We start from the raw sequence: 22,835 nt of genomic DNA, 5'->3' as shown, positions 1-22,835 counted from the left end.
CCTGCCGGCGTGCGATACCGCGCCGATTCAGCGTGGCGCGCGCCGCGTCGCCCCCTCGTGGCGCGTTGGATGCGCAATTTTACGACGGGTTCGGCGAACATCGTTAGCCGCCATCCGGCAATGTCGCAAGCGAGTGTCGATGAGGTGGTTACACGAAGGCGGCAAATTATGCTCAAGTTTCCGGAAAATGTGCCGTTTCGGGGATAAGCACCCGCAAAAATAACCAAAAAGCATCACAAGCTACTCTCTCACGGGCCAGTATGGTGAAGTCGTTGAAGGGACGGGTCGCGGCCACGACGGCCCTGGTCTCGATGATATTGATCGTCGGCGTCGCGGTCGGCATCGAATTCTTCGTCTATGGGGAGTTGCGAAGCTCGATGCAGGCGCAGCTCGACACCCAGGTCCAGCTTGTCGCCGAACAGCTCGATGACAAGATGCGCGGGAAGTTTCTCGCTCTGCATCGCATGGCGCGCCACCTTGGCCATCCGGACGCGATGTCGCTCGCCCAGTTCGATGCCTTCGCCAACATGTCGGTGTCGATGCCCCAGACCTTCAACACGATTTTCGTCGCCGCGCCCGACGGCCGTATGCGCTACGACTCGACGTTCCCCGCCACGGCGATCAACATTGCCGATCGCGACTATTTCCGGCAGGTGCTCGCGGGCGCGCCTCAGGCGGCGTCCGGACTGATTGCGGGCAGGATCACCCGCTCGCCGGGCATTATCCTCGCGGTACCCGTCGTGGACGCGCAGGGCAAGACGATTGCCGTGATCGGCGGCGCGATCAATCTGCTGCGGCAAAACTTCATGGTCGATCTGGTGAGCAATGCGATCGGCGCGACCGGCCGCTACTGTGTAACGACGAACGAAAATCCCGCGCGCTATGTCATTCAGGCGGACGTGACGAAGATTCTTTCGCCCGTCGGCCCGGCGCAGACGCTCTGCGGCGTGCGTGATCCGGGGCCGAACCCTCTCTTGCGCATGCATCCGTTGGTGGCGCGCGCGACCATGGCCACGACCGGCTGGTCGGTTGTCGCAGTGTTGCCCGGCGCCGAAGCGTTCGATCCACTTGCGCGCGTGCGGCGTCGCGTGATCTTGCTCGCGATCGCGGCGATCGGGCTGGCCGCGTTCGCGATGTGGTGGATGGCGCGGCACATGCTGCGTCCGCTCGATACACTGCGCGACCTCGTGCAGCGCAGCGCCGGCGACATGCGCGCAGTGCAGTCGCTGCCTGTCCAGCGTGCCGACGAGATCGGGGCGCTCGCGAACGCGTTTCGCGACATGATGGAGCAACTGCGCGATCGTACCGAGGCGCTCGAGGGCTCGCGCGAGGCGGCGCGGGCGAGTGTGCGCCACATGCAGGAAATTGCGGATCGGGTGCCCTATCTCGTCGCGTTTCTCGACAGCAACGAGCGCTTTGCGTTCGTGAATCGGGCCTGTGAACTGCGGTTGCGGCGGCCGCGTGAGCGCATTCTCGGGGCGACGGCGAGCGAGCTGCTCGGCTCATCGCTCTATCGCGAGTTCGCGCCGCATCTCGCCCGGGCATTCGCGGGCGAAGCCGCCACGTTCATCTGGGATTTTGGCGACGACGCGGCGTTCCGCTGCTTTGAAGTGAGCTATCAGCCGGAATGGGCCATGCACGATGTCCTCGCCGGCGTTCATGTGTTTGTCCGCGATATCACCGTGGAGCGCTCGAACGAGCGGCGCTGGCGGCGCGAATCGCACACCGATCATCTGACCGGGCTGCTCAATCGCAAGGGCTTCGATCAGGCGCTGGCGGGTGCGTTGCGCGTGGCGCGCGAGGGGGGCGGCGCGCAAGCGCTGCTGTTCGTCGATCTGGATCGCTTCAAGCTCGTCAACGACACGTGGGGGCATGCGCTCGGCGACGAGTTGCTGCGACGTCTGGCCAAACGCCTGGTCGCGAGCGTGCGCGACGGCGACGTCATTGCCCGCTTCGGTGGCGATGAATTCGCCGTCATCATGCGTGACGTGCAGGATATTCTCGATGTGGAGCGCACGGCCATGTCGATTCTCGATGCAACGTCGCGGCCGATGTCGCTGTCCGTCGGGGCCGTTACGGTGGGTGCGTGCGTGGGCGTGGCGATGGTCGCGAGCGGTGAAGTCAAGACGCCCGACATGATGTTCGACGCGGCGGACCGCGCGCTGTACGACGCCAAGCATGGTGGCCGCGGCCGCTTCGTGCTCGGCGACGGTGCATGCGTGGCGGATTAGGCACAACCAATCGAATGCGCGACAGCGATCAGCTTCCCCGAAGATACGAGCGTGAATTGTCTGACGCACAATAGGCGACGCCCTCCGTTCGCCTCGACGTGCGGCCGGCGGTTCGGGCGTGGGACGTTTCTTTACAGGAGGCGGGCATGAAACTCGAAGGCGGACGAAGCCGGGCAGCATCGCGGGCGGCTTCCGACGCAGGGTGGCGCGAACCCGGGGCGCGCCGTGAGCCACCGCAGGCTTCGCATCGGGGGCCGCGCGCGCGGCACGACGCCGATGCACACGACGACAAGTCTAGGCACCTGAGCTTGTCGATTCGCGAAAATGAAGTGTTTCATATGCTGGTCGACGGCCTGGCCGTCAATGAAGTCGCGCACGCGTTGCATTTGAGCGAGCGGACGATTGCATCACACGTTGCACAAATTCTGCACAAACTCGCGCTTGACGATCGTGCGGAGCTGGCCGACTACGCCATACGTCACGGGCTGATCGACGAAGGGTCGGAAGGCGTCGCCTGACGGCGCCAGGGCGAGGTGGTGGCGCCGAGCGGCCTTCGGGCAGCCGGCGCCCCGCTTTTGGGGCTAACCCGGCGCGTCGTGCGCGGTCTTGAGATCGCACGCGACGCGCTCGTCAAACGGCGCGCGTGCCAGTGCCCCGGCGTCCGCGTGTTCCCCTGTCTGGTCGTAGTCCCGCAGTTGTCCCTCAGTTGTCCCGAATAATCCTGTTTGATCCTGTTTGATCCCGAATGCCGCCGAGACCTGCGTCGACGGCCGACGCGATCGCGCCGTCGGTGATAAGGTACGGCTCGACACCATTTTTCATGCGAGGTCTGTGGCATGGCGCGCGTAGCGTTTGACTCGCGGGCGGCCGCACGACTCGCGATCCCACGAAACGAGACGGGCGGCCGGCGTCGATGCGGCGCGTCGTCCAGACAACCGAGGAAAGACACGATGAAGGCGATCGAGATCACCCAATACGGCGCACCGGAAGTGCTCAAGCTCACTGAGCGGCCGCGCCCGGAACTCAAGCCGGGCGAAGTGCTCATCAAGGTCACCGCGTCGGGCGTGAACCGTCCCGACGTGCTCCAGCGCATCGGGCAGTATCCCGTGCCGCCGGGCGCTTCTGACCTGCCGGGGCTCGAAGTGGCGGGCGAGATCGTCGATGGCAAGCTCGACGACCCGGCTAACCGCTGGGGATTGAACGTCGGCTCGCGCGTCTGTGCGTTGGTGCAGGGCGGGGGCTATGCCGAGTACTGCGCCGCGCCGCTCTCGCAGGTGCTGCCGGTGCCGCAGGGGCTCTCGGACGTCGAGGCGGCGTCGCTGCCCGAAACGTTCTTCACCGTGTGGAGCAATGTGTTCGATCGCGCTCACCTCGGCGAGACCGAGTCGGGCGAAAAGGAGACGTTGTTGGTGCAGGGCGGCACGAGCGGTATCGGCGTGACGGCGATCCAGCTCGGCGTGGCCATGGGCCATCGCGTGTTCGCGACCGCCGGTTCCGATGAAAAGGCTCGCGCGTGCGAAGCACTCGGCGCGGAGCGGGGCATCAATTACAAAACCGAAGATTTCGTCGCCGTGACGAAGGCGCTCACCAGCGATCGCGGTGTGGACGTCGTGCTCGACATGGTGGGGGGCGACTATCTGCCGCGTGAAGTGCAGGCGCTGGCATTCGATGGGCGCATCGCGATCATCGCGCTGCTCGGCGGCAGCAAGGCCACGCTGGATATGGGGGCGCTGCTGCGCCGCCGCCTGACGGTGACCGGCTCGACGCTGCGTCCGCGCTCGGTGGCGTTCAAGGCGGCGATTGCACAGAACCTCTACGAGAAGGTCTGGCCGTTGTTCGCGGCTGGCAAGATCCGGCCCGTGATTTATCAGACGTTCCCGGCCGACCAAGCAGACAAAGCCCATGCATTGATGGAAACGAGTACGCATGTCGGGAAGATCGTGCTGACCTGGTAAGTCATCTCGCGTCGGCGCACGAGGCGAATCCGCGTGAAAGCCCCATTTCATGCGGATTCTCACGTTTGAAAGTCGGCGAAATTGACCCCCATGCCCCTGACGCACTAGAATGAGAGGTTTTTCGTCCTTACGCATTGGGGGATCACGCGTGACAATCGGTACTGCGGGTACTGCGGCTTCGGCTCGCACCCTAGGCCGCAAGGCGGGCAAGCTCGTCGTGGGCAATTGGAAACTGCATGGCAGTCTGGCCGGCAACGAGGCGCTGCTGGGCGACCTGCTGGCGTCACCGGTGTTGAGCGCCCCGGGCGTTACGGCGGTCGTGTGTGTGCCGTTCCCCTATCTCGCGCAATGTCAGGCCCGCCTCTCGGGGCAGGTGCTGGGCTTCGGTGCGCAGGAGGTGTCGGCGCAGGTGAGTGGTGCCTACACGGGCGAAGTCTCCGCGCCGATGATTGCCGAGTTCGGCGCACAGTTCGTGATTGTGGGGCATTCGGAGCGTCGTACGTACCATGGCGAGACCGATGCGGGCGTCGCGGCAAAGACCTTGCGAGTGCTCGACGCGGGCATGACGCCGATCGTGTGCGTCGGCGAAACGCTCGCCGAGCGTGAAGCCGGCGAAACGATGTCTATCGTGACGCGTCAGCTCGATACGGTGCTCGCGGCGCTGACGGCGGCGCAGGCGGTCCAGATTGTTGTGGCCTATGAGCCGGTCTGGGCGATTGGCACGGGCAAGACGGCAACGTCGGCCGAGGCGCAGGAAGTGCATGCGCATTTGCGCTCGCTGCTGCGTGCGAAGGGCGAGGCGGTGATGGATGTGGCGGTGTTGTACGGCGGCAGTGTGAAGCCGGATAACGCGGCAGAGCTGTTTTCGATGGCGGATGTCGATGGTGGGTTGATCGGCGGGGCGGCGTTGAAGGCGGTCGATTTTCTGGCGATTTGCGAGGCGGGTCTGTCGCGCTGATGCCGATGCCGGGTTTCGTAACGGCACGAAATGGTTATGATGCGGTGCACCAAAAATGCACGGCAAATCGGATTCTTCTATACGGGTGATGAGATGGGGTTGTTGAAAACGTTGTTGATCGTGGTGCAGGTGCTTTCCGCGCTGGGCATCATCGGTCTGGTGTTGCTCCAGCATGGCAAGGGTGCCGATATGGGCGCTGCATTCGGTAGCGGTTCGTCGGGCAGTCTCTTCGGTGCGTCGGGTTCCGCAAACTTCCTGTCGCGGACCACGGCAGTGCTGGCGGCCGTGTTCTTCGTAACCACGCTGGGTCTCACGTATCTCGGTTCGTACAAGCCGGCGGCAAACATCGGTGTCCTTGGTAATTTGCCGGCCGCAACGTCGCCGATGACGGCGTCGGGCGCGGTCGCGGCAAGTGCACCGGTGAGTGCTTCCGCAGCCAATCCGCAGGACGTGCCGAAGTAAGTCGCAGCACGGTTTGCAACGTGTAATAAGCTGTAAAGAAAATCGAAAAAAAATCGATTTGTGCGTTGAACAAAATGCTGAAGAGCGCTAATATAGCGGTCTTGAAGCGATTCGTAAGTGACAGCGGATTGCAGAATTTGAATGCCGACGTGGTGAAATTGGTAGACACGCTATCTTGAGGGGGTAGTGGCGAAAGCTGTGCGAGTTCGAGTCTCGCCGTCGGCACCACAGTTCTCCGATGCCAGCCTTGCGTTTATGCTTTGGCTGGCATTTTATTTTGTGCTCACTGTTCATCCGCTTTTTGGCCCCCACGCCAATGACGAAAGCGGTTTTTGGACTAACCAAAAAGAGGGTAGAGTTGAACCTCGGAACCTATTATCCCGTCCTGCTGTTCATTCTGGTAGGTGGCGGTCTTGGGGCGCTACTGATTGGGGTCGGTAAATTCCTCGGCCCCAACAAACCCGACAGCGCAAAACTCTCTCCGTACGAGTGTGGCTTCGAGGCATTCGAAGACGCGCGCATGAAGTTCGATGTGCGCTACTATCTCGTCGCCATCCTTTTCATCCTGTTCGATCTCGAAACGGCATTTCTGTTTCCGTGGGGCGTCGCCCTGCGCGATATCGGCTGGGTGGGCTTTATCTCCATGATGGGTTTCCTGCTTGAGCTGCTGATCGGTTTCGTGTTCCTCTGGAAGCGCGGTGCGCTCGACTGGGAATAAGGCCGGCATCGTATTGGCCGCATTGCAGAAGGATTCAGGGTAAGCATATGAGCATCGAAGGGGTTTTGCGCGAAGGGTTCGTCACCACCACGGCTGACAAACTCATCAACTGGACGCGCACGGGTTCGCTGTGGCCGATGACGTTCGGCCTGGCCTGCTGTGCCGTCGAAATGATGCACGCCGGCGCGGCGCGTTACGATCTGGACCGGTTTGGCGTGGTGTTCCGCCCGAGCCCGCGTCAGTCGGACGTGATGATCGTGGCCGGTACGCTGTGCAACAAGATGGCACCCGCGCTGCGCAAGGTGTACGACCAGATGGCCGAGCCGCGTTGGGTGATCTCGATGGGGTCGTGCGCCAATGGCGGCGGCTACTATCATTACTCCTACTCGGTGGTGCGCGGTTGCGATCGCATCGTGCCGGTCGACGTCTACGTGCCGGGCTGTCCGCCGACGGCCGAGGCGCTCGTCTACGGCATCATCCAGTTGCAGTCGAAGATCAAGCGGACTGCGACGATCGCGCGTAAATAACCGCTCCCGCCCATGTCTAAACTAGAACAACTCAAGACCACCCTGCAAAACGTGCTTGGCGCCCGCGCCGAGCAGTTGGTGGAAGCCCTCGACGAGCTGACGCTGACCGTCAAGGCGAGCGACTATCTCGAGGTCGCGCGCACGCTGCGCGATCATCCCGAGCTCAAGTTCGAGCAGTTGATGGACGTTGCCGGCCTGGACTACTCGGCCTACGGCGACGGTGCCTACGACGGCCCGCGCTACGCCGCCGTCTCGCATCTGCTCTCGCTGACCCACAACTGGCGTCTGCGCGTGCGCGTGTTCGCCCCGGACGACGATCTGCCGGTCGTGGCGTCGTTGATCGATCTGTGGAGTTCGGCCAACTGGTTCGAGCGAGAGGCCTTCGATCTGGTCGGTATCGTGTTCGAAGGGCACCCGGATCTGCGCCGCATTCTGACGGACTACGGCTTTATCGGTCACCCGTTCCGCAAGGACTTCCCGACCTCGGGCTATGTTGAAATGCGTTACGACCCCGAGCAGAAGCGGGTGATCTATCAGCCGGTGACGATCGAGCCGCGCGAAATTACGCCGCGCATCATCCGCGAAGAACATTACGCCGGTCTGAAACATTAAGGTGGCCTTGTGGCAGACATCAAGAACTACACTCTGAACTTCGGTCCGCAGCACCCGGCAGCGCACGGCGTGCTGCGCCTGGTGCTCGAGCTGGATGGCGAAGTGATCCAGCGCGCCGATCCGCACATCGGCCTGTTGCACCGCGCGACGGAAAAGCTCGCCGAGTCGAAGACGTTCCTGCAATCCGTGCCGTACATGGATCGTCTGGACTACGTCTCGATGATGTGCAACGAGCACGCCTACGTGATGGCGATCGAGAAGCTGCTCGGCGTCGACGTGCCGATTCGCGCGCAATACATCCGTGTGATGTTCGACGAAATCACGCGGATTCTGAATCACCTGATGTGGATTGGTTCCCACGCACTCGACGTGGGCGCGATGGCGGTATTCCTGTATGCCTTCCGTGAACGCGAAGACCTGTTCGACGTGTACGAAGCCGTCTCGGGTGCCCGTATGCACGCGGCCTACTACCGTCCGGGCGGCGTGTATCGCGACCTGCCGGACGCGATGCCGCAATATCGCGCATCGAAGTTCCACAACGAGCGCGCCATCAAAAAGATGAACGAAGCACGCGAAGGCTCGCTGCTCGACTTCATCGAAGACTTCACGAACCGCTTCCCGAAGTGTGTCGACGAGTACGAAACGCTGCTCACCGACAACCGTATCTGGAAGCAGCGCTTGGTGGGGATCGGCGTCGTGTCGCCCGAGCGTGCCATGCAGCTCGGCTTCTCCGGCGCTATGCTGCGCGGCTCGGGCATTGCCTGGGATCTGCGCAAAAAGCAGCCGTACGAAGTGTACGATCGTCTCGATTTCGACATTCCTGTGGGCAAGGAAGGCGATTGCTACGACCGCTATCTGGTGCGCGTGGAAGAAATGCGCCAGTCTGTCCGCCTGATCCGCCAGTGTGTGACGTGGCTGCGTGCCAATGAAGGTCCGGTGATTACGGACAATCACAAGGTGGCACCGCCCTCGCGGGTCGAAATGAAGTCGAACATGGAAGAGCTGATTCACCATTTCAAGCTCTTCACCGAAGGCTTCCACGTGCCCGCCGGCGAAACGTATGCCGCCGTCGAGCACCCGAAGGGCGAGTTCGGCATCTACCTGGTGTCGGACGGCGCGAACAAGCCGTATCGCCTGAAGATTCGTGCGCCGGGCTTTGCCCATCTTTCCGCGCTCGACGAGATGGCGAAGGGTCACATGATTGCCGATGCTGTGGCGATCATCGGGACCCAGGACATCGTGTTCGGCGAGATCGATCGCTAAACGCGCAGCGGGCGCCTCTGGCGCCCTTAAGTTTTAATTCGGCAGGGTTTCGCAGGTCGATGCCATTGCCGTTCCAGTTGCCGTGCCTGTGAGTCGCGGGTGGCCGAAAAAACCGGTCTGCCAGCGCTGGCGCGAGCGGGGATAACGTTTTAAAGAACCGTCGGATCGGAAATGCTTTCTCCCGAAGCCCTGAAGAAAATCGACCGTGCCGTTGCCAAATACCCTGCCGACCAGAAACAGTCGGCGGTGATGCACGCCCTTGCCGTAGCGCAGGTCGAGAAAGGCTGGTTGTCGCCCGAAGTGATGCAATTCGTGGCGGACTACCTCGAGATGCCCGCAGTCGCGGTGCAAGAGGTCGCAACCTTCTACACCATGTTCAACACGCGCCCCGTGGGCAAGTTCAAGTTGACCGTGTGCACGAACCTGCCTTGCCAGCTTACGCGTGGCGAAGAGATGGCGAAGTACCTGAAAGAGAAGCTGGGTGTCGACTACAACGACATCACGCCGGACGGTCTCTTCACGGTCAAGGAAGGCGAGTGCATGGGCGCTTGCGGCGACGCACCCGTCCTGCTGGTGAACAACCATCGCATGTGCGGCTTCATGAACGAAGCCAAGGTCGACGCGCTCCTCGACGAGCTCAAGGCCACGGGCGCCGCGGGAGAGAAAGCATGACGTCGCTGCACAACCGTCACATCAAGCCGCTGATCCTCGCCGACCTCAATGGCGAGAACTGGCACCTCGAAGATTACGTCAAGCGCGGGGGGTACCAGCAGCTTGCCCGTATCCTGAAGGAAGGCCTCACGCCGGAGCAGGTCATTGCCGACGTCAAGGCATCGGGCCTGCGTGGCCGCGGAGGCGCAGGCTTCCCGACGGGGCTCAAGTGGAGCTTCATGCCGCGCGCGTTCCCGGGGCAGAAATACCTTGTCTGTAACTCGGACGAAGGCGAACCCGGTACGTTCAAGGATCGCGACATCCTGCGCTACAACCCGCATGCGTTGATCGAAGGCATGGCCATCGGCGGTTTCGCCATGGGCATCACCGTCGGTTACAACTACATCCACGGCGAAATCTACGAAGTGTATGAACGCTTCGAAGAAGCGCTCGAGGAAGCGCGCGCTGCCGGTTATCTGGGCGACAACATTCTCGGCACGGACTTCTCGTTCGAGCTGCATGCGCACCATGGCTATGGCGCGTACATCTGCGGCGAAGAGACCGCGTTGCTCGAATCGCTTGAAGGCAAGAAAGGCCAGCCGCGTTTCAAGCCGCCTTTCCCGGCGAGCTTCGGTCTGTACGGCAAGCCGACGACCATCAACAACACCGAGACGTTCGCCGCGGTTCCGTTCCTGCTGGCTACTGGCCCGCAGCAGTACCTGGAAATGGGCAAGCCGAACAACGGCGGCACCAAGATCTTCTCGGTGTCGGGCGACGTCGAGCTGCCGGGTAACTACGAAGTGCCCCTGGGCACGCCGTTCGGCGAGTTGTTGGAACTGGCCGGTGGCATGCGCGGTGGCAAGAAGCTCAAGGCCGTGATTCCGGGCGGCTCGTCGGCACCGGTCGTGCCGGCCGGGCTGATGATGGAAACGACGATGGACTACGACAGCATCGCCAAGGCTGGTTCGATGCTGGGCTCGGGCGCCGTGATCGTCATGGACGAGACACGCTGCATGGTGCGCTCGCTGTTGCGCCTGTCGTACTTCTACTACGAAGAATCGTGCGGTCAGTGCACGCCGTGCCGTGAGGGCACTGGCTGGCTGTGGCGCGTGGTCAATCGAATCGAGCATGGCGAAGGCCGCCAGGAAGATCTGGACCTGCTCAACTCGGTGGCCGAGAACATCATGGGCCGCACCATTTGCGCGCTGGGCGACGCCGCAGCGATGCCAGTGCGCGGCATGCTCAAACACTTCTGGGACGAGTTCGCCTACCACGTCGAGCACAAGCATTGCTTGGTCGGCGCTCACTAATCCCTTTTGACGCTTGGCATTGAACCGCTATGGTTGAAATCGAAATTGACGGCCAAAAGGTCGAGGTGCCCGAAGGCAGCATGGTGATCCAGGCTGCCAAGAAGAACGGCACCTATATTCCCCACTTCTGTTACCACAAGAAGCTGTCCATCGCCGCGAACTGCCGCATGTGCCTGGTCGAGGTCGAGAAGGCCCCGAAGGCGGTGCCGGCCTGTGCCACGCCGGTGGCCAACGGCATGATCGTGCGCACCAACTCCGAGAAGGCTGTGAAGGCGCAGCAATCGGTGATGGAGTTCCTGCTGATCAACCACCCGCTCGATTGCCCGATCTGCGATCAGGGGGGCGAGTGCCAACTGCAGGACCTGGCCGTCGGTTACGGCAAGTCGGCGTCGCGCTATCAGGAAGAGAAGCGCGTGGTGTTCCACAAGAATGTCGGCCCGCTCATCTCGATGGAAGAGATGTCGCGCTGCATTCACTGCACCCGTTGCGTGCGTTTCGGCCAGGAAGTGGCCGGCGTGATGGAGTTCGGCATGCTGGGGCGCGGCGAGCACTCGGAAATCACGTCGTTCGTCGGCAAGACGGTCGACTCCGAACTCTCGGGCAATATGATCGACCTGTGCCCGGTCGGTGCCCTGACCTCGAAGCCTTTCCGCTACAGCGCCCGGACGTGGGAGCTGTCGCGCCGCAAGTCGGTGAGCCCTCACGACGGCGTGGGTGCGAACCTCGTGGTGCAAGTGAAGAACAACCAGGTCATGCGCGTTGTGCCGCTCGAAAACGAAGCGCTCAACGAATGCTGGATCTCGGACAAGGATCGTTTCTCGTACGAAGGTCTGAACAGCGACGAGCGCCTCACCAAGCCCATGCTCAAGCAAGGCGGCGAGTGGCACGAAGTCGACTGGCAGACGGCGCTCGAATATGTCGGGCATGGTCTGACGGACATCATCCGCGACCACGGCGCCGATGCCGTCGCCGGGCTGGCCTCGCCGCACGCCACGATCGAAGAACTGCACCTGCTGCAAAAGTTCGTGCGCGCCTTGGGCAGCGATAACGTCGACTTCCGTCTGCGTCAGACGGACGTGTCGGGCGGCACCCAGGGGGCTCCGTGGCTCGGCCTGCCGATCGCGGACCTCGACACGCTGCAAAGCGCGCTGGTCGTCGGCTCGTTCCTGCGCAAGGATCATCCGCTGTTCGCTTCGCGTCTGCGCTCCGCCGTGAAGGCCGGTGGCCAATTGCACGTGCTGCACGGCTCGGACGACGATCTGCTGGTGAAGCTCGCCAACAAGATCATCGCCGCACCGAGCGCATGGGTGAGCGAGCTGGCCGGTATCGCGCTCGCCGCGGCGGCGGCCAAGGGCGTTGCCGCCCCGACTGAGCTCGCCGGCGTGAACGTCAGCGATACGGCCAAGGCCATCGCCGCCTCGCTGGTGAACGGCGAGCGTCGTGCCATCCTGCTGGGCAACGCCGTGGTGCAGCATCCGCAATTCGCACAACTGCACGCCATCGCGCAAGTGATCGCCGATATCACCGGCGCCACGCTGGGCTTCCTCACCGAAGGCGCCAACACGGTCGGTGCCTACGCGGTGAAGGCCACGAACGCCAAGGGCGCCGCTGCGCTGTTCGCGCAACCGCGCCAGGCGTATCTGCTGCTGAACGCCGAGCCGGAGTACGACTCGGCCGATGCGAAGCAAGCGCTCACGGCATTGAACGCCGCGAAGATGGTGGTCTCGCTCTCGCCGTTCAAGCACGGCCTCGAGTACGCCGACGTGCTGCTGCCGATCGCCCCGTTCACGGAGACGGCCGGTACGTTCGTCAACGCCGAAGGGCTGCCGCAACACTTCAACGGTGTGGTGCGTGCGCTGGGCGAGACGCGTCCGGGCTGGAAGGTGCTGCGCGTGCTGGGCAATCTGCTCAAGCTGCAAGGCTTCGCGCAGGACACCGCGGAACAGGTGCGCGACGAAGCGCTCGCCGGATTCTCGGCCGCCTCGCTCGACAACCGCGCCAAGGCCGCGCTGGCTGCACCGACGGCAGCCGGGCAGGGCCTGGAGCGTCTGGCCGACGTGCCGATCTACTCGGCCGACGCGCTGGTACGCCGTGCCCCGTCGCTGCAACTGACCAACGACGCCAAGGCCGCGCTGCGTGCCACGCTCCCGGCGGCGCTGTTCGATCGCCTGGGCCTCGCCGCGGGCGACGCCGTGCGCGTGCGTCAGGGCGATGCGGTGGTCACGCTGCCGGCTGCGCGTTCGGAAACGTTGCCTGCCAATGTGGTGCGCGTGCCGGCGGCCACGCCGGCATCCGCCGCGCTTGGCGCGATGTTCGGTGAAATTTCGGTGGAGAAGGCGTAAATGAGCCTGAACGAAGTCATCAATCAATACGGCACGCAACTGCTGGGCGTGGCCTGGCCGACGGTGTGGGCGCTGGTCCGCATCCTCGTCGTGGCCGTGATCCTGCTGCTGTGCGTGGCGTACCTGATTCTGTGGGAGCGCAAGCTCATCGGCTGGATGCACGTGCGTCTGGGCCCGAACCGCGTGGGCCCGGCCGGTCTGCTCCAGCCGATCGCCGACGTGTTGAAGCTCCTGCTCAAGGAAGTCATTACGCCGTCGCAGGTGAGCAAGGGCATTTACGCCATCGCGCCGGTGATGGCCGTGCTGCCCGCCTTCGCGATCTGGGCGGTGATTCCGTTCCAGCCGGGCGCCGTGCTGGCCGACGTGAATGCCGGGCTGCTCTACGCCATCGCGATTTCGTCGATCGGCGTGTACGGCGTGATTCTCGCCGGCTGGGCATCGAACTCGAAATACGCTTTCCTCGGCGCCATGCGCGCGTCGGCCCAGATGATTTCGTACGAAATCGCCATGGGCTTCGCGCTGGTCACGGTGCTGATGACGGCCGGCTCGCTCAACCTGTCGGACATCGTGCGCTCGCAAGAGCACGGCATGTTCGCGGGCCTGGGGCTGAACCTGCTGTCGTGGAACTGGCTGCCGCTGCTGCCGATGTTCGTCGTCTACTTCGTCTCGGGCATTGCCGAAACGAACCGCCACCCGTTCGACGTGGTGGAAGGCGAATCGGAAATCGTGGCCGGTCACATGATCGAATACTCGGGCATGGGCTTCGCCCTGTTCTTCCTGGCCGAGTACATCAACATGATCATCATCTCGGCGCTGGCCTCGGTGCTGTTCCTGGGGGGCTGGAGTGCGCCGTTCGGCTTCCTGTCGTTCATCCCGGGTGTGTTCTGGCTGGCGTTCAAGGTGTTCCTGCTGCTGTCGGTGTTCATCTGGGTGCGTGCGACGTTCCCGCGCTACCGCTACGACCAGATCATGCGTCTGGGCTGGAAGGTATTCCTGCCGCTGACGATCATCTGGGTGATCGTGGTGGGTGTCTGGATCATGTCCCCCTGGAACATCTGGGGCTGAGGCGAACGGAGTAGAGGAATCCCATGGTAAGGGCAATCAAAGACTTTTTCGGCAGTTTCCTGTTGTTGGAACTGCTCAAGGGCATGGCGCTCACAGGGCGCTATACGTTCGCACGCAAGGTGACGGTGCAGTTTCCGGAAGAGAAGACGCCGATGTCGCCGCGATTTCGCGGTCTGCATGCGCTGCGCCGTTATCCGAATGGTGAAGAGCGCTGCATCGCCTGCAAGCTGTGCGAAGCGGTGTGCCCGGCAATGGCCATCACGATCGAGTCGGATGTGCGCGACGACGGCACCCGCCGTACCACGCGCTACGACATCGATCTGACCAAGTGCATTTTCTGCGGCTTCTGCGAAGAAAGCTGCCCGGTGGACTCGATCGTCGAGACGCACATTCTCGAGTACCACGGCGAGAAGCGTGGCGATCTGTACTTCACCAAGGAGATGTTGCTCGCGGTGGGCGATCGTTACGAAAACGAGATCGCGGCGGCCAAGGCGGCCGATGCGCCGTACCGTTAAGCAGGGCAGGGCGCAGCGCAGCGACGGTGCGCCCGGTACGGCAATTGACGTTGGCTAATTCTCGCAACACCCGGTGATTATGGAATTCACAACCTTTCTTTTCTACGTGTTTGCGCTGATCCTCGTGATCTCCGGCCTGAAGGTCGTGACCGCGCGCAACCCCGTACAGTCGGCACTGTTCCTGGTGCTCGCCTTCTTCAACGCCGCGGCGATCTGGATGCTGCTCGAGGCCGAGTTCCTCGCCATCATGCTGGTGCTCGTGTATGTCGGCGCGGTGATGGTGCTGTTCCTGTTCGTGGTGATGATGATCGACATCAATCTCGACGAACTGCGGCGCGGTTTCGGCAAGTTCATTCCGCTGGCGAGCGCCGTCGGCGCGATCATGATCGTCGAATCGGCACTGGTGCTCATGCGCGGCTACGGCGCCACGCGCGCGCCGGTCAAGGCGGTCTCGGCCCCGGACGTGGCGAACACCAAGGCGCTTGGTATCGCGCTGTACACCGACTATATCTTTGCCTTCGAAGTGGCAGGTCTGATCCTGCTGGTGGCGGTCGTGGCGGCAGTTGCGCTGACCATGCGTACCCGTAAGGACCACAAACAGACCGACCCGAGCCAGCAGGTGCGCGTGAAGGCGCGCGACCGCGTGCGTCTGGTGTCGATGCCCGCCGAAGCCCGGCAGCAGTCCACCGGCACCGACGCGCCGGCGGCGGAATAAGGAGACAGCATGATCTCGTTGTCGCTAGCGCATTACCTGGTGTTGGGCGCGATTCTCTTCGCGATCAGCATTACCGGTATCTTCCTCAACCGCAGAAATGTGATTGTGCTGCTCATGGCCATCGAGCTGATGTTGCTCGCGGTCAATCTGAACTTCGTCGCGTTTTCGCATTACCTGGGCGACATTGCCGGTCAGGTATTCGTGTTCTTCATTCTTACGGTGGCCGCGGCGGAAGCCGCGATCGGGCTGGCCATTCTGGTCACGCTGTTCCGTAAGCTCGAAACGGTCAACGTCGAAGATCTCGACCGCCTCAAGGGTTAAACAAAGCGAACGCTGTTATGGCATCCACATTGAATCCCAACCTGCTGCTCGCGATCCCGCTGGCGCCGCTCGTCGGCTCCTTGATTGCCGGCCTGTTCGGCAAGCAAGTCGGACGCGCGGGCGCCCACACGGTCACGATCCTCGGCGTACTGGTCGCGTTTGTCCTGTCGGTCATGACGTTCATCGACGTCATGAACGGGGCGAGCTTCAACGCCACCGTCTACGAATGGGCCCGCATCGGCGAGCTCAAGCTCGAGATCGGCTTCCTCGTCGACACGCTCACCGTCACGATGATGTGCGTGGTCACTTCCGTCTCGCTCATGGTGCACATCTACACCATCGGCTACATGGCGGAAGATCCTGGCTACCAGCGCTTCTTCTCGTACATCTCGCTGTTCACGTTCTCGATGTTGATGCTCGTGATGAGCAACAACTTCCTGCAACTGTTCTTCGGCTGGGAAGCGGTGGGCCTGGTCTCGTACCTGCTGATCGGTTTCTGGTACACGCGTCCGACCGCGATCTACGCCAACATGAAGGCGTTCCTGGTCAACCGCGTCGGCGACTTCGGTTTCCTGCTCGGTATCGGCCTGCTGCTGGCCTTCACCGGCACGCTGAACTACGGCGAAGTGTTCGCCAAGGCCAACGAGGTCGCGGCCCTGTCGTTCCCGGGCACCGACTGGCGCCTGATCACCGTGGCCTGTATCTGCCTGTTCATCGGTGCGATGGGTAAGTCGGCGCAGTTCCCGCTGCACGTGTGGCTGCCGGACTCGATGGAAGGCCCGACCCCGATTTCGGCACTGATTCACGCGGCCACGATGGTGACCGCGGGGATCTTCATGGTGAGCCGCATGTCGCCGCTGTTCGAACTCTCGGACACGGCGCTGTCGTTCATCACGATCATCGGCGCGATCACCGCGTTGTTCATGGGCTTCCTGGGCATGATCCAGAACGACATCAAGCGTGTCGTGGCCTACTCGACGCTCTCGCAGCTCGGTTACATGACGGTCGCGCTCGGCGTGTCGGCCTACCCGGTCGCCATCTTCCACCTGATGACGCACGCGTTCTTCAAGGCGCTGCTGTTCCTCGGTGCGGGCTCGGTCATCATGGGCATGCATCACGATCAGGACATGCGCAACATGGGCGGCCTGTGGAAGTACATGCCGATCACATGGATCACGTCGCTGCTGGGCTCGCTCGCGCTGATCGGGACACCGTTCTTCGCCGGGTTCTACTCGAAGGACTCGATCATCGAAGCCGTGGCCGCCTCGCATCTGCCGGGCTCGGGCTTCGCGTACTTCGCCGTGGTCGCCAGCGTCTTCGTCACGGCGTTCTACTCGTTCCGCATGTACTTCATGGTCTTCCACGGCAAGGAGCGTTTCGGTCAGGTGCATCACGACCATGACGAGCATCACGAGGAAGAAGAGGAAACCGCCGATCACCACCACGGTCTGGCCCCGGGTCAGAAGCCGCACGAGTCGCCGGCGGTGGTCACGATCCCGTTGATTCTGCTGGCGATTCCGTCGGTCATCATCGGCGCCATCGCGATTGCCCCGATGCTGTTCGGCAGCTTCTTCAAGCAAGGCGTGGCGTTCAAGGACGTGATCTACGTTGGCGAAAACCATCCGGCGATGGAAGAGCTGAGCCACGATTTCCACGGCTGGCTGGCGATGGCGCTGCACTCGTTCGGCACGCTCCCGATCGCCCTGTCGGCGCTGGGCATCGTGCTCGCGGCGTTCTTCTACCTGAAGCGCCCGGATATTCCGGAAGCGCTGAAAAATCGGTTCTCGGGCATCTACAACCTGCTCGACAACAAGTACTACATGGACAAGATCAACGAAGTGGTCTTCGCCAAGGGCGCGCTCAAGATCGGTCGCGGCCTGTGGAAGGCTGGCGATCAAGGTCTCATCGATGGCGCGGTCGTGAACGGCAGCGCGCGTCTGGTGGGGTGGTTCGCCGGTGTCATCCGCTTCGTTCAATCCGGTTACATCTACCACTACGCGTTCGCCATGATCCTCGGCATGCTCGGGCTCCTGACGCTGTTTGTGACGTTGAACGGCAAGTAATAGGGGGAGCCAACAATAATGCAATCGCTACCGCTTCTGAGTCTGGCCATCTGGCTACCCATCATCTCGGGGATCGTTGTCCTCGCGGTGGGGAATGACCGCAACCCGGGCGGCGCACGTGCGCTGTCGCTCATCGGGTCGCTGATGAGCTTCCTGGTCACGCTGCCGTTGATCTCGAACTTCGACGCCAATACGGCGGCGTTCCAGTTTGTCGAGAAATCGAGCTGGATCGACCGCTTCCACATCAACTACTTCCTCGGCATCGACGGCATCTCGCTGTGGCTGATCGTGCTGACTTCGCTTATCACGGTGATCGTGGTGATCGCGGGTTGGGAAGTGATCACGGAGCGCGTCGCCCAGTACATGGCCGCGTTTCTGATCCTCTCGGGTCTGATGATCGGGGTGTTCTCGGCGCAAGACGGCCTGCTGTTCTACGTCTTCTTCGAGGCCACGCTGATCCCGATGTACCTGATCATCGGTGTGTGGGGCGGCCCGAACCGGGTGTATGCCGCGTTCAAGTTCTTCCTGTACACGCTGCTCGGCTCGCTGCTCATGCTGGTCGCGCTGATCTACCTCTACAACGTGACGCACTCGTTCACGCTGACCGACTGGTACGCCGCGAAGCTGCCGATGAACGTGCAGATACTGCTGTTCGTGGCGTTCTTCATGGCCTTCGCCGTGAAGGTGCCGATGTGGCCGGTGCATACCTGGTTGCCGGACGCCCACGTGGAAGCGCCGACCGGCGGCTCGGTCGTGCTGGCCGCGATCATGCTCAAGCTTGGGGCCTACGGTTTCCTGCGCTTCTCGCTGCCGATCGCCCCGGACGCCAGTCACTACCTGTCGGGCTTCATGATCACGCTCGCGCTGATCGCCGTCGTCTACATCGGCCTCGTGGCCCTGGTGCAGACCGACATGAAGAAGCTGGTGGCGTATTCGTCGATCGCTCACATGGGCTTCGCGATTCTCGGCTTCTTCATGTTCAGCGAAATCGGCATGCAGGGCGCGCTGGTGCAGATGATCTCGCACGGCTTCGTCTCGGGCGCCATGTTCCTGTGTATCGGTGTGCTGTACGACCGCATGCACTCGCGCAACATCGCCGACTACGGCGGTGTGGTGAACACGATGCCGAAGTTCGCAGCGCTGTTCATGCTGTTCACGATGGCCAACAGCGGTCTGCCGGCGACGTCGGGCTTCGTGGGCGAATTCCTGGTGATCCTGGGCGCCGTGAAGCTGAACTTCTGGGTGGGTCTGCTCGCTGCGACCTCGCTGATCACCGGTGCGGCGTATTCGCTGTGGATGTACAAGCGCGTGATTTTCGGCGCGATCGCCAACGATCACGTGCGCGAGCTGGTCGACATCAACAAGCGCGAATTCTTCATGCTGGCCGTGCTGGCGGCGCTCACGCTGTTCATGGGTATCTATCCGAAGCCCTTTACCGACCTGATGCACACCTCCGTCGTTAACCTCCTCGCCCACGTGGCGCAGACCAAGCTGCCTTAATCGGGGAGGATATCCAGATCATGCAAAACATCAATCTGTTGCCTGCGTTGCCGGAGGCCATCCTGCTGCTCATGATCCTCGTGATCATGATGTGCGACGCGTTCCTCGGCCAGACGCGCAAGCTCAACTACGTGCTGGCGCTCATCACGTCCGCAGTCGTGTCCGTGCTGTGGGCATGCAACGCCAGCGATCCGGCGTCGCACTACCTGTTCGGTAATGTGTTCGTCGCCGATCCGATGTCGAACCTGCTCAAGGCCTTTGGCGGCCTCGCTACGTTCGTCACGTTCGTCTACGGTCAAAAGTATCTGGAAGCCCGCGGTCTCGCCCGCGGCGACTTCTACGTTCTCAGCCTGTTCTCGCTGCTGGGCCTGTCGGTGATGATCTCGGGCAACAACTTCCTGACCTTGTACCTGGGTCTGGAACTGATGTCGCTGTCGCTGTACGCCCTTGCCGCCGTCTGGCGCGATTCGACGAACGCGACCGAGTCGGCCATGAAGTATTACGTGCTGGGGGCGCTCGCCTCGGGCTTCCTGCTGTACGGCATGTCGATGATGTACGGCGCGACCGGCTCGCTCGAACTGTCCAAGGTCTTCGAAGTCATCGCTTCGGGTGCTGTGAACAAGGTCGTGCTGGTGTTCGGCGTTGTGTTCGTGGTGGCCGGTCTGGCGTTCAAGCTCGGCGCCGCGCCGTTCCACATGTGGGTGCCCGACGTCTACCAGGGCGCGCCGACCCCGGTCACGCTGCTCATCGGTGGCGCGCCGAAGCTGGGCGCCTTCGCGCTGCTGCTGCGCTTGCTCGTCGAAGGCATGCTGCCGCTGGCGATCGACTGGCAGCAGATGCTGATCATCATGGCGGTGCTCTCGCTGGTGATCGGTAACCTGACGGCGATCGTGCAGACCAACGTCAAGCGCCTGCTGGCCTACTCGACCATCTCGCACATGGGCTTCGTGCTGCTGGGCATGCTCTCGGGCGTGGTGGGCGGCAAGATCGACGGGATCGCCGACGCCTACGGTTCGTCGATGTTCTACAGCGTGATCTACCTGCTCACGACGCTGGGCACGTTCGGTATCGTGCTGCTGCTCTCGCGCCAAGGCTTCGAGGCAGAGAATCTCTCCGATCTGAAGGGCCTGAACCAGCGTAGCCCGTGGTTCGCGTTCGTGATGCTGATGCTGATGTTCTCGCTGGCCGGCATTCCGCCGCTGGCAGGCTTCTACGCCAAGCTGGCCGTGCTGCAAGCCGTGGTGAACGCGGGCATGGTGTGGTTGGCGGTGGTGGCGGTGTTGGCCTCGCTGATCGGTGCGTTCTACTACCTGCGTGTCGTCAAGCTGATGTACTTCGACAAGGCCGATGACCACAATGCGCTGCAGGGCAGCGGCACGATGCGTTTCGTGCTGTCGCTCAACGGTTTGGTCCTGCTGTACCTGGGCTTGATGCCTGGCCCGCTGATGGACTGGTGCCTGCGCACCATCAAGCTGACGCTCGCCAGCTGAGCGCGTTAGACTACACGAAGGCGGCCGGGCGGGTCGAAATGACCGGCCCGGCGCACGACAGACGAACCGGCGGAGGGATGATCGATGGGTATGTCGGCAGGCGGTATGCTGGTGATTGTGCTGTCCCTGTTGGGCGCGAATCTGCCGTTCGTGAACCAGCGCCTGTTTGGCGTCATCGCGCTCAAGCGAGCGGTCAAGCCGCTGTGGTGCCGGCTGGTCGAGATGGCGGTGGCTTACTTCGTGGTGGGGGCGCTCGGTTATCTGATCGAGTCGGGTATCGGCAACGTGTTTTCGCAGGGCTGGCAGTTCTATGCGGTCACGGCCAGTCTTTTCGTCGTGTTCGCGTTTCCGGGCTTCGTGTACCGGTATTTGTGGCGCCATCGACCGGCTGCCGTTGTGGCCTGAGATGTTTGCTTCGCAAGACGCCGCCCTTGGGCGGCGTTTTGTTTTGGGTTCGCCAATTTTCAGCCGTGGAGGGCTTATGACCCAGCGTCAATTCGACGATCGACATCTGATTGAGACGCGTCTTGAGAGCGATACGGTGTATGACGGTTCGTTCCTGACCATCAAGCGCGACCGCGTGCGTCTGCCTGACGGCAAGACGGCAACGCGCGAATACACCACCCATCCGGGGGCCGTCATGGTGATCCCGCTCTTCGACGACGGCCAGGTGCTCATGGAGCGTCAGTATCGGTATCCGCTCGAGCGCGTGATGACGGAGCTGCCCGCCGGCAAGCTCGACGATGCGGAGGGCGGTCTGGCGTGCGGCCAGCGTGAGTTGCTGGAAGAGACGGGGTATCGCGCCGAGCGCTGGGATTACCTCACGCGTATTCACCCGGTGATTTCGTACTCGACGGAGTTCATCGACATCTGGCTTGCGCGCGACCTCACGCTTGGCGAACAACGCCTCGACGAGGGCGAGTTTCTCGACGTGTTCAAGATGCCCGCGACCGAACTGCTGCAATGGGTGCGGGACGGGCGTATCACGGACGTCAAATCGATCATCGGCGCATTCTGGCTGGAAAAGATATTATCGGGCGTGTGGCAGCCGAACGAGCGGTCGCCACAACGCTGATCCATCGTCATTTTTTCGATCCCCGGTCTCGTGACCCACGGGGTCGGGATACATCCATTGCGTCATGAAGGTTTTTGACTTGCGTTGTGCACACGAGCACACCTTCGAGGGCTGGTTCGGCTCGGAGGACGATTACCTGTCGCAGCAAGCGCGGGGGCTGGTGACATGTCCCGTCTGCGGCGACGCGAAGATTGCCCGCATGCCGTCTGCGCCGCGCCTGAATCTGTCGGGGGCGACGTTGCGTGCCGAAGGCGCGCCGGCCGCGCGACCGCCCGGCGACTCGGCCTCGCGGGACGTCGCCAAAGCGAAAAGCGAGCTGCAGACGCTCTGGATGAAGGCGGTGCGTCACGTCATGGCGAACACGGAAGACGTGGGCAGCCAGTTTGCCGAGGAAGCCCGCAAGATTCACTATGCGGAAGCCCCGGAGCGCAATATTCGCGGCACGGTGTCGCGCGAAGAGAGCGAAGCACTGGCGGAAGAGGGCATCGACGTCATGCCGCTGCCGATTCCCGACGGCTTCAAGGATACGTTGCAGTAAGCCCGTAACCGGCTGGCGGATGACGCCAGCACGCCGCATGCAGGAGCTAGCGATGGCAACTCTCGAGTACTACTTCGAAGACTTCACGGTCGGTGACACCTTCGATCTGGGCGAATACACGTTCACGGCGGACGAGATCGTGCATTTTGCGCGGCAGTTCGATCCCCAGCCGTTTCACATCGATGAAGCGGCCGGGCGCGAGTCGCATTTCGGTGGGCTGGTGGCCAGCGGCTGGCACACATGCAGCATCATGATGCGGATGAACGTCGACCAACTGCTCTCGCGCTCATCGAGCATGGGGTCGCCGGGCGTCGAGCAGATCGAGTGGCTCAAACCGGTGCGTCCGGGAGACACGATCACGGTCACGAGCAGCACGCTGGAAGTGCGCGCGTCGAAAAGCCGTCCCGATCGGGGCATCGTGCGCCAGCTCTGGACGGCGACGAATCAGCACGGCGAAGAAGTGTGCCGGTTCCGCGGAACCGGGCTCTATTTGAAGCGCGGTGACTGAGTCACGCGAGCGTCGG

Annotated in this window: 23 protein-coding genes and 1 tRNA gene; all 24 read left to right on the top strand. The window is 62.5% G+C overall.

The genetic code is table 11. The features are described 5' to 3' along the window. Nucleotides 1-260 precede the first annotated feature (260 nt). The 24 genes from PCE31106_RS08985 (at nt 261) to PCE31106_RS08870 (ending at nt 22,819) form a co-directional block, all read left to right on the top strand. On the top strand, nt 261-2,231 hold the full coding sequence (locus PCE31106_RS08985) for a sensor domain-containing diguanylate cyclase (protein WP_150563051.1): 1,971 nt from the start codon (nt 261-263) through the stop codon (nt 2,229-2,231). Between the two features lie 146 nt (nt 2,232-2,377). Beyond that, entirely contained in the window at nt 2,378-2,749 is a 372-nt protein-coding gene (locus PCE31106_RS08980) for a response regulator transcription factor (protein ID WP_150563050.1), read from the top strand. A 432-nt stretch (nt 2,750-3,181) separates the two neighbouring features. Beyond that, a complete protein-coding gene (locus PCE31106_RS08975; protein ID WP_150563049.1) occupies nt 3,182-4,186 on the top strand; it encodes an NAD(P)H-quinone oxidoreductase in 1,005 nt (334 codons plus the stop codon). Between the two features lie 148 nt (nt 4,187-4,334). Next, the gene (gene tpiA / locus PCE31106_RS08970) at nt 4,335-5,144 is read left to right on the top strand and encodes a triose-phosphate isomerase (protein WP_150563048.1); all 810 of its coding nucleotides are present in this window, start codon (nt 4,335-4,337) and stop codon (nt 5,142-5,144) included. A 93-nt stretch (nt 5,145-5,237) separates the two neighbouring features. Further along, complete coding sequence (gene secG, locus PCE31106_RS08965; protein ID WP_026131777.1) at nt 5,238-5,606, top strand: preprotein translocase subunit SecG; 369 nt, start codon at nt 5,238-5,240, stop codon at nt 5,604-5,606. A gap of 143 nt (nt 5,607-5,749) precedes the next feature. Beyond that, a tRNA-Leu gene (locus PCE31106_RS08960) sits at nt 5,750-5,834 on the top strand. A 130-nt stretch (nt 5,835-5,964) separates the two neighbouring features. Then, a complete protein-coding gene (locus tag PCE31106_RS08955; protein WP_017233013.1) occupies nt 5,965-6,324 on the top strand; it encodes an NADH-quinone oxidoreductase subunit A in 360 nt (119 codons plus the stop codon). A 47-nt stretch (nt 6,325-6,371) separates the two neighbouring features. Further along, nucleotides 6,372-6,851: a NuoB/complex I 20 kDa subunit family protein gene (locus PCE31106_RS08950; RefSeq protein ID WP_010807413.1), complete on the top strand. Its 480-nt coding sequence runs from the start codon at nt 6,372-6,374 to the stop codon at nt 6,849-6,851. Nucleotides 6,852-6,863: 12 nt separating this feature from the next. Continuing rightward, nucleotides 6,864-7,463: an NADH-quinone oxidoreductase subunit C gene (locus PCE31106_RS08945; protein ID WP_017233014.1), complete on the top strand. Its 600-nt coding sequence runs from the start codon at nt 6,864-6,866 to the stop codon at nt 7,461-7,463. A gap of 9 nt (nt 7,464-7,472) precedes the next feature. Continuing rightward, complete coding sequence (locus PCE31106_RS08940; RefSeq protein ID WP_017233015.1) at nt 7,473-8,726, top strand: NADH-quinone oxidoreductase subunit D; 1,254 nt, start codon at nt 7,473-7,475, stop codon at nt 8,724-8,726. A 171-nt stretch (nt 8,727-8,897) separates the two neighbouring features. After that, entirely contained in the window at nt 8,898-9,398 is a 501-nt protein-coding gene (gene nuoE / locus PCE31106_RS08935; RefSeq protein WP_017233016.1) for an NADH-quinone oxidoreductase subunit NuoE, read from the top strand. Beyond that, nucleotides 9,395-10,687: an NADH-quinone oxidoreductase subunit NuoF gene (nuoF, locus tag PCE31106_RS08930; protein WP_017233017.1), complete on the top strand. Its 1,293-nt coding sequence runs from the start codon at nt 9,395-9,397 to the stop codon at nt 10,685-10,687. The genes nuoE and nuoF overlap by 4 nt, the downstream gene beginning before the upstream one ends. Nucleotides 10,688-10,716: 29 nt before the next feature. Further along, on the top strand, nt 10,717-13,029 hold the full coding sequence (gene nuoG / locus PCE31106_RS08925; RefSeq protein WP_150563047.1) for an NADH-quinone oxidoreductase subunit NuoG: 2,313 nt from the start codon (nt 10,717-10,719) through the stop codon (nt 13,027-13,029). Next, complete coding sequence (nuoH, locus tag PCE31106_RS08920) at nt 13,030-14,094, top strand: NADH-quinone oxidoreductase subunit NuoH (RefSeq protein WP_017233019.1); 1,065 nt, start codon at nt 13,030-13,032, stop codon at nt 14,092-14,094. Between the two features lie 23 nt (nt 14,095-14,117). After that, complete coding sequence (gene nuoI, locus PCE31106_RS08915; RefSeq protein ID WP_017233020.1) at nt 14,118-14,609, top strand: NADH-quinone oxidoreductase subunit NuoI; 492 nt, start codon at nt 14,118-14,120, stop codon at nt 14,607-14,609. A gap of 79 nt (nt 14,610-14,688) precedes the next feature. Further along, nucleotides 14,689-15,324: an NADH-quinone oxidoreductase subunit J gene (locus PCE31106_RS08910; protein WP_150563046.1), complete on the top strand. Its 636-nt coding sequence runs from the start codon at nt 14,689-14,691 to the stop codon at nt 15,322-15,324. 9 nt (nt 15,325-15,333) lie between these two features. Next, the gene (gene nuoK / locus PCE31106_RS08905; RefSeq protein WP_017233022.1) at nt 15,334-15,645 is read left to right on the top strand and encodes an NADH-quinone oxidoreductase subunit NuoK; all 312 of its coding nucleotides are present in this window, start codon (nt 15,334-15,336) and stop codon (nt 15,643-15,645) included. A gap of 17 nt (nt 15,646-15,662) precedes the next feature. Continuing rightward, a complete protein-coding gene (gene nuoL / locus PCE31106_RS08900) occupies nt 15,663-17,708 on the top strand; it encodes an NADH-quinone oxidoreductase subunit L (RefSeq protein WP_017233023.1) in 2,046 nt (681 codons plus the stop codon). 18 nt (nt 17,709-17,726) lie between these two features. After that, nucleotides 17,727-19,208: an NADH-quinone oxidoreductase subunit M gene (locus PCE31106_RS08895; RefSeq protein WP_017233024.1), complete on the top strand. Its 1,482-nt coding sequence runs from the start codon at nt 17,727-17,729 to the stop codon at nt 19,206-19,208. Between the two features lie 20 nt (nt 19,209-19,228). Next, the gene (nuoN, locus tag PCE31106_RS08890; RefSeq protein WP_017233025.1) at nt 19,229-20,698 is read left to right on the top strand and encodes an NADH-quinone oxidoreductase subunit NuoN; all 1,470 of its coding nucleotides are present in this window, start codon (nt 19,229-19,231) and stop codon (nt 20,696-20,698) included. Between the two features lie 90 nt (nt 20,699-20,788). Further along, nucleotides 20,789-21,103, top strand: a complete 315-nt coding sequence (locus PCE31106_RS08885) for a DUF2818 family protein (RefSeq protein WP_017233026.1) — start codon at nt 20,789-20,791, stop codon at nt 21,101-21,103. A 76-nt stretch (nt 21,104-21,179) separates the two neighbouring features. Then, on the top strand, nt 21,180-21,773 hold the full coding sequence (locus PCE31106_RS08880; protein ID WP_017233027.1) for an NUDIX domain-containing protein: 594 nt from the start codon (nt 21,180-21,182) through the stop codon (nt 21,771-21,773). A gap of 64 nt (nt 21,774-21,837) precedes the next feature. Further along, nucleotides 21,838-22,311, top strand: coding sequence for a DUF1178 family protein (locus PCE31106_RS08875; protein ID WP_017233028.1), 474 nt, complete (start codon nt 21,838-21,840; stop codon nt 22,309-22,311). Nucleotides 22,312-22,363: 52 nt separating this feature from the next. Next, the gene (locus tag PCE31106_RS08870) at nt 22,364-22,819 is read left to right on the top strand and encodes a MaoC family dehydratase (protein ID WP_017233029.1); all 456 of its coding nucleotides are present in this window, start codon (nt 22,364-22,366) and stop codon (nt 22,817-22,819) included. Nucleotides 22,820-22,835 lie beyond the last annotated feature (16 nt).

The sequence above is a fragment of the Pandoraea cepalis genome, assembly GCF_902459665.1.
Taxonomy (GTDB): domain Bacteria; phylum Pseudomonadota; class Gammaproteobacteria; order Burkholderiales; family Burkholderiaceae; genus Pandoraea; species Pandoraea cepalis.
Note: the sequence above shows the minus strand (reverse complement) of the source record. Positions and strands in the feature narration are given on the sequence as shown.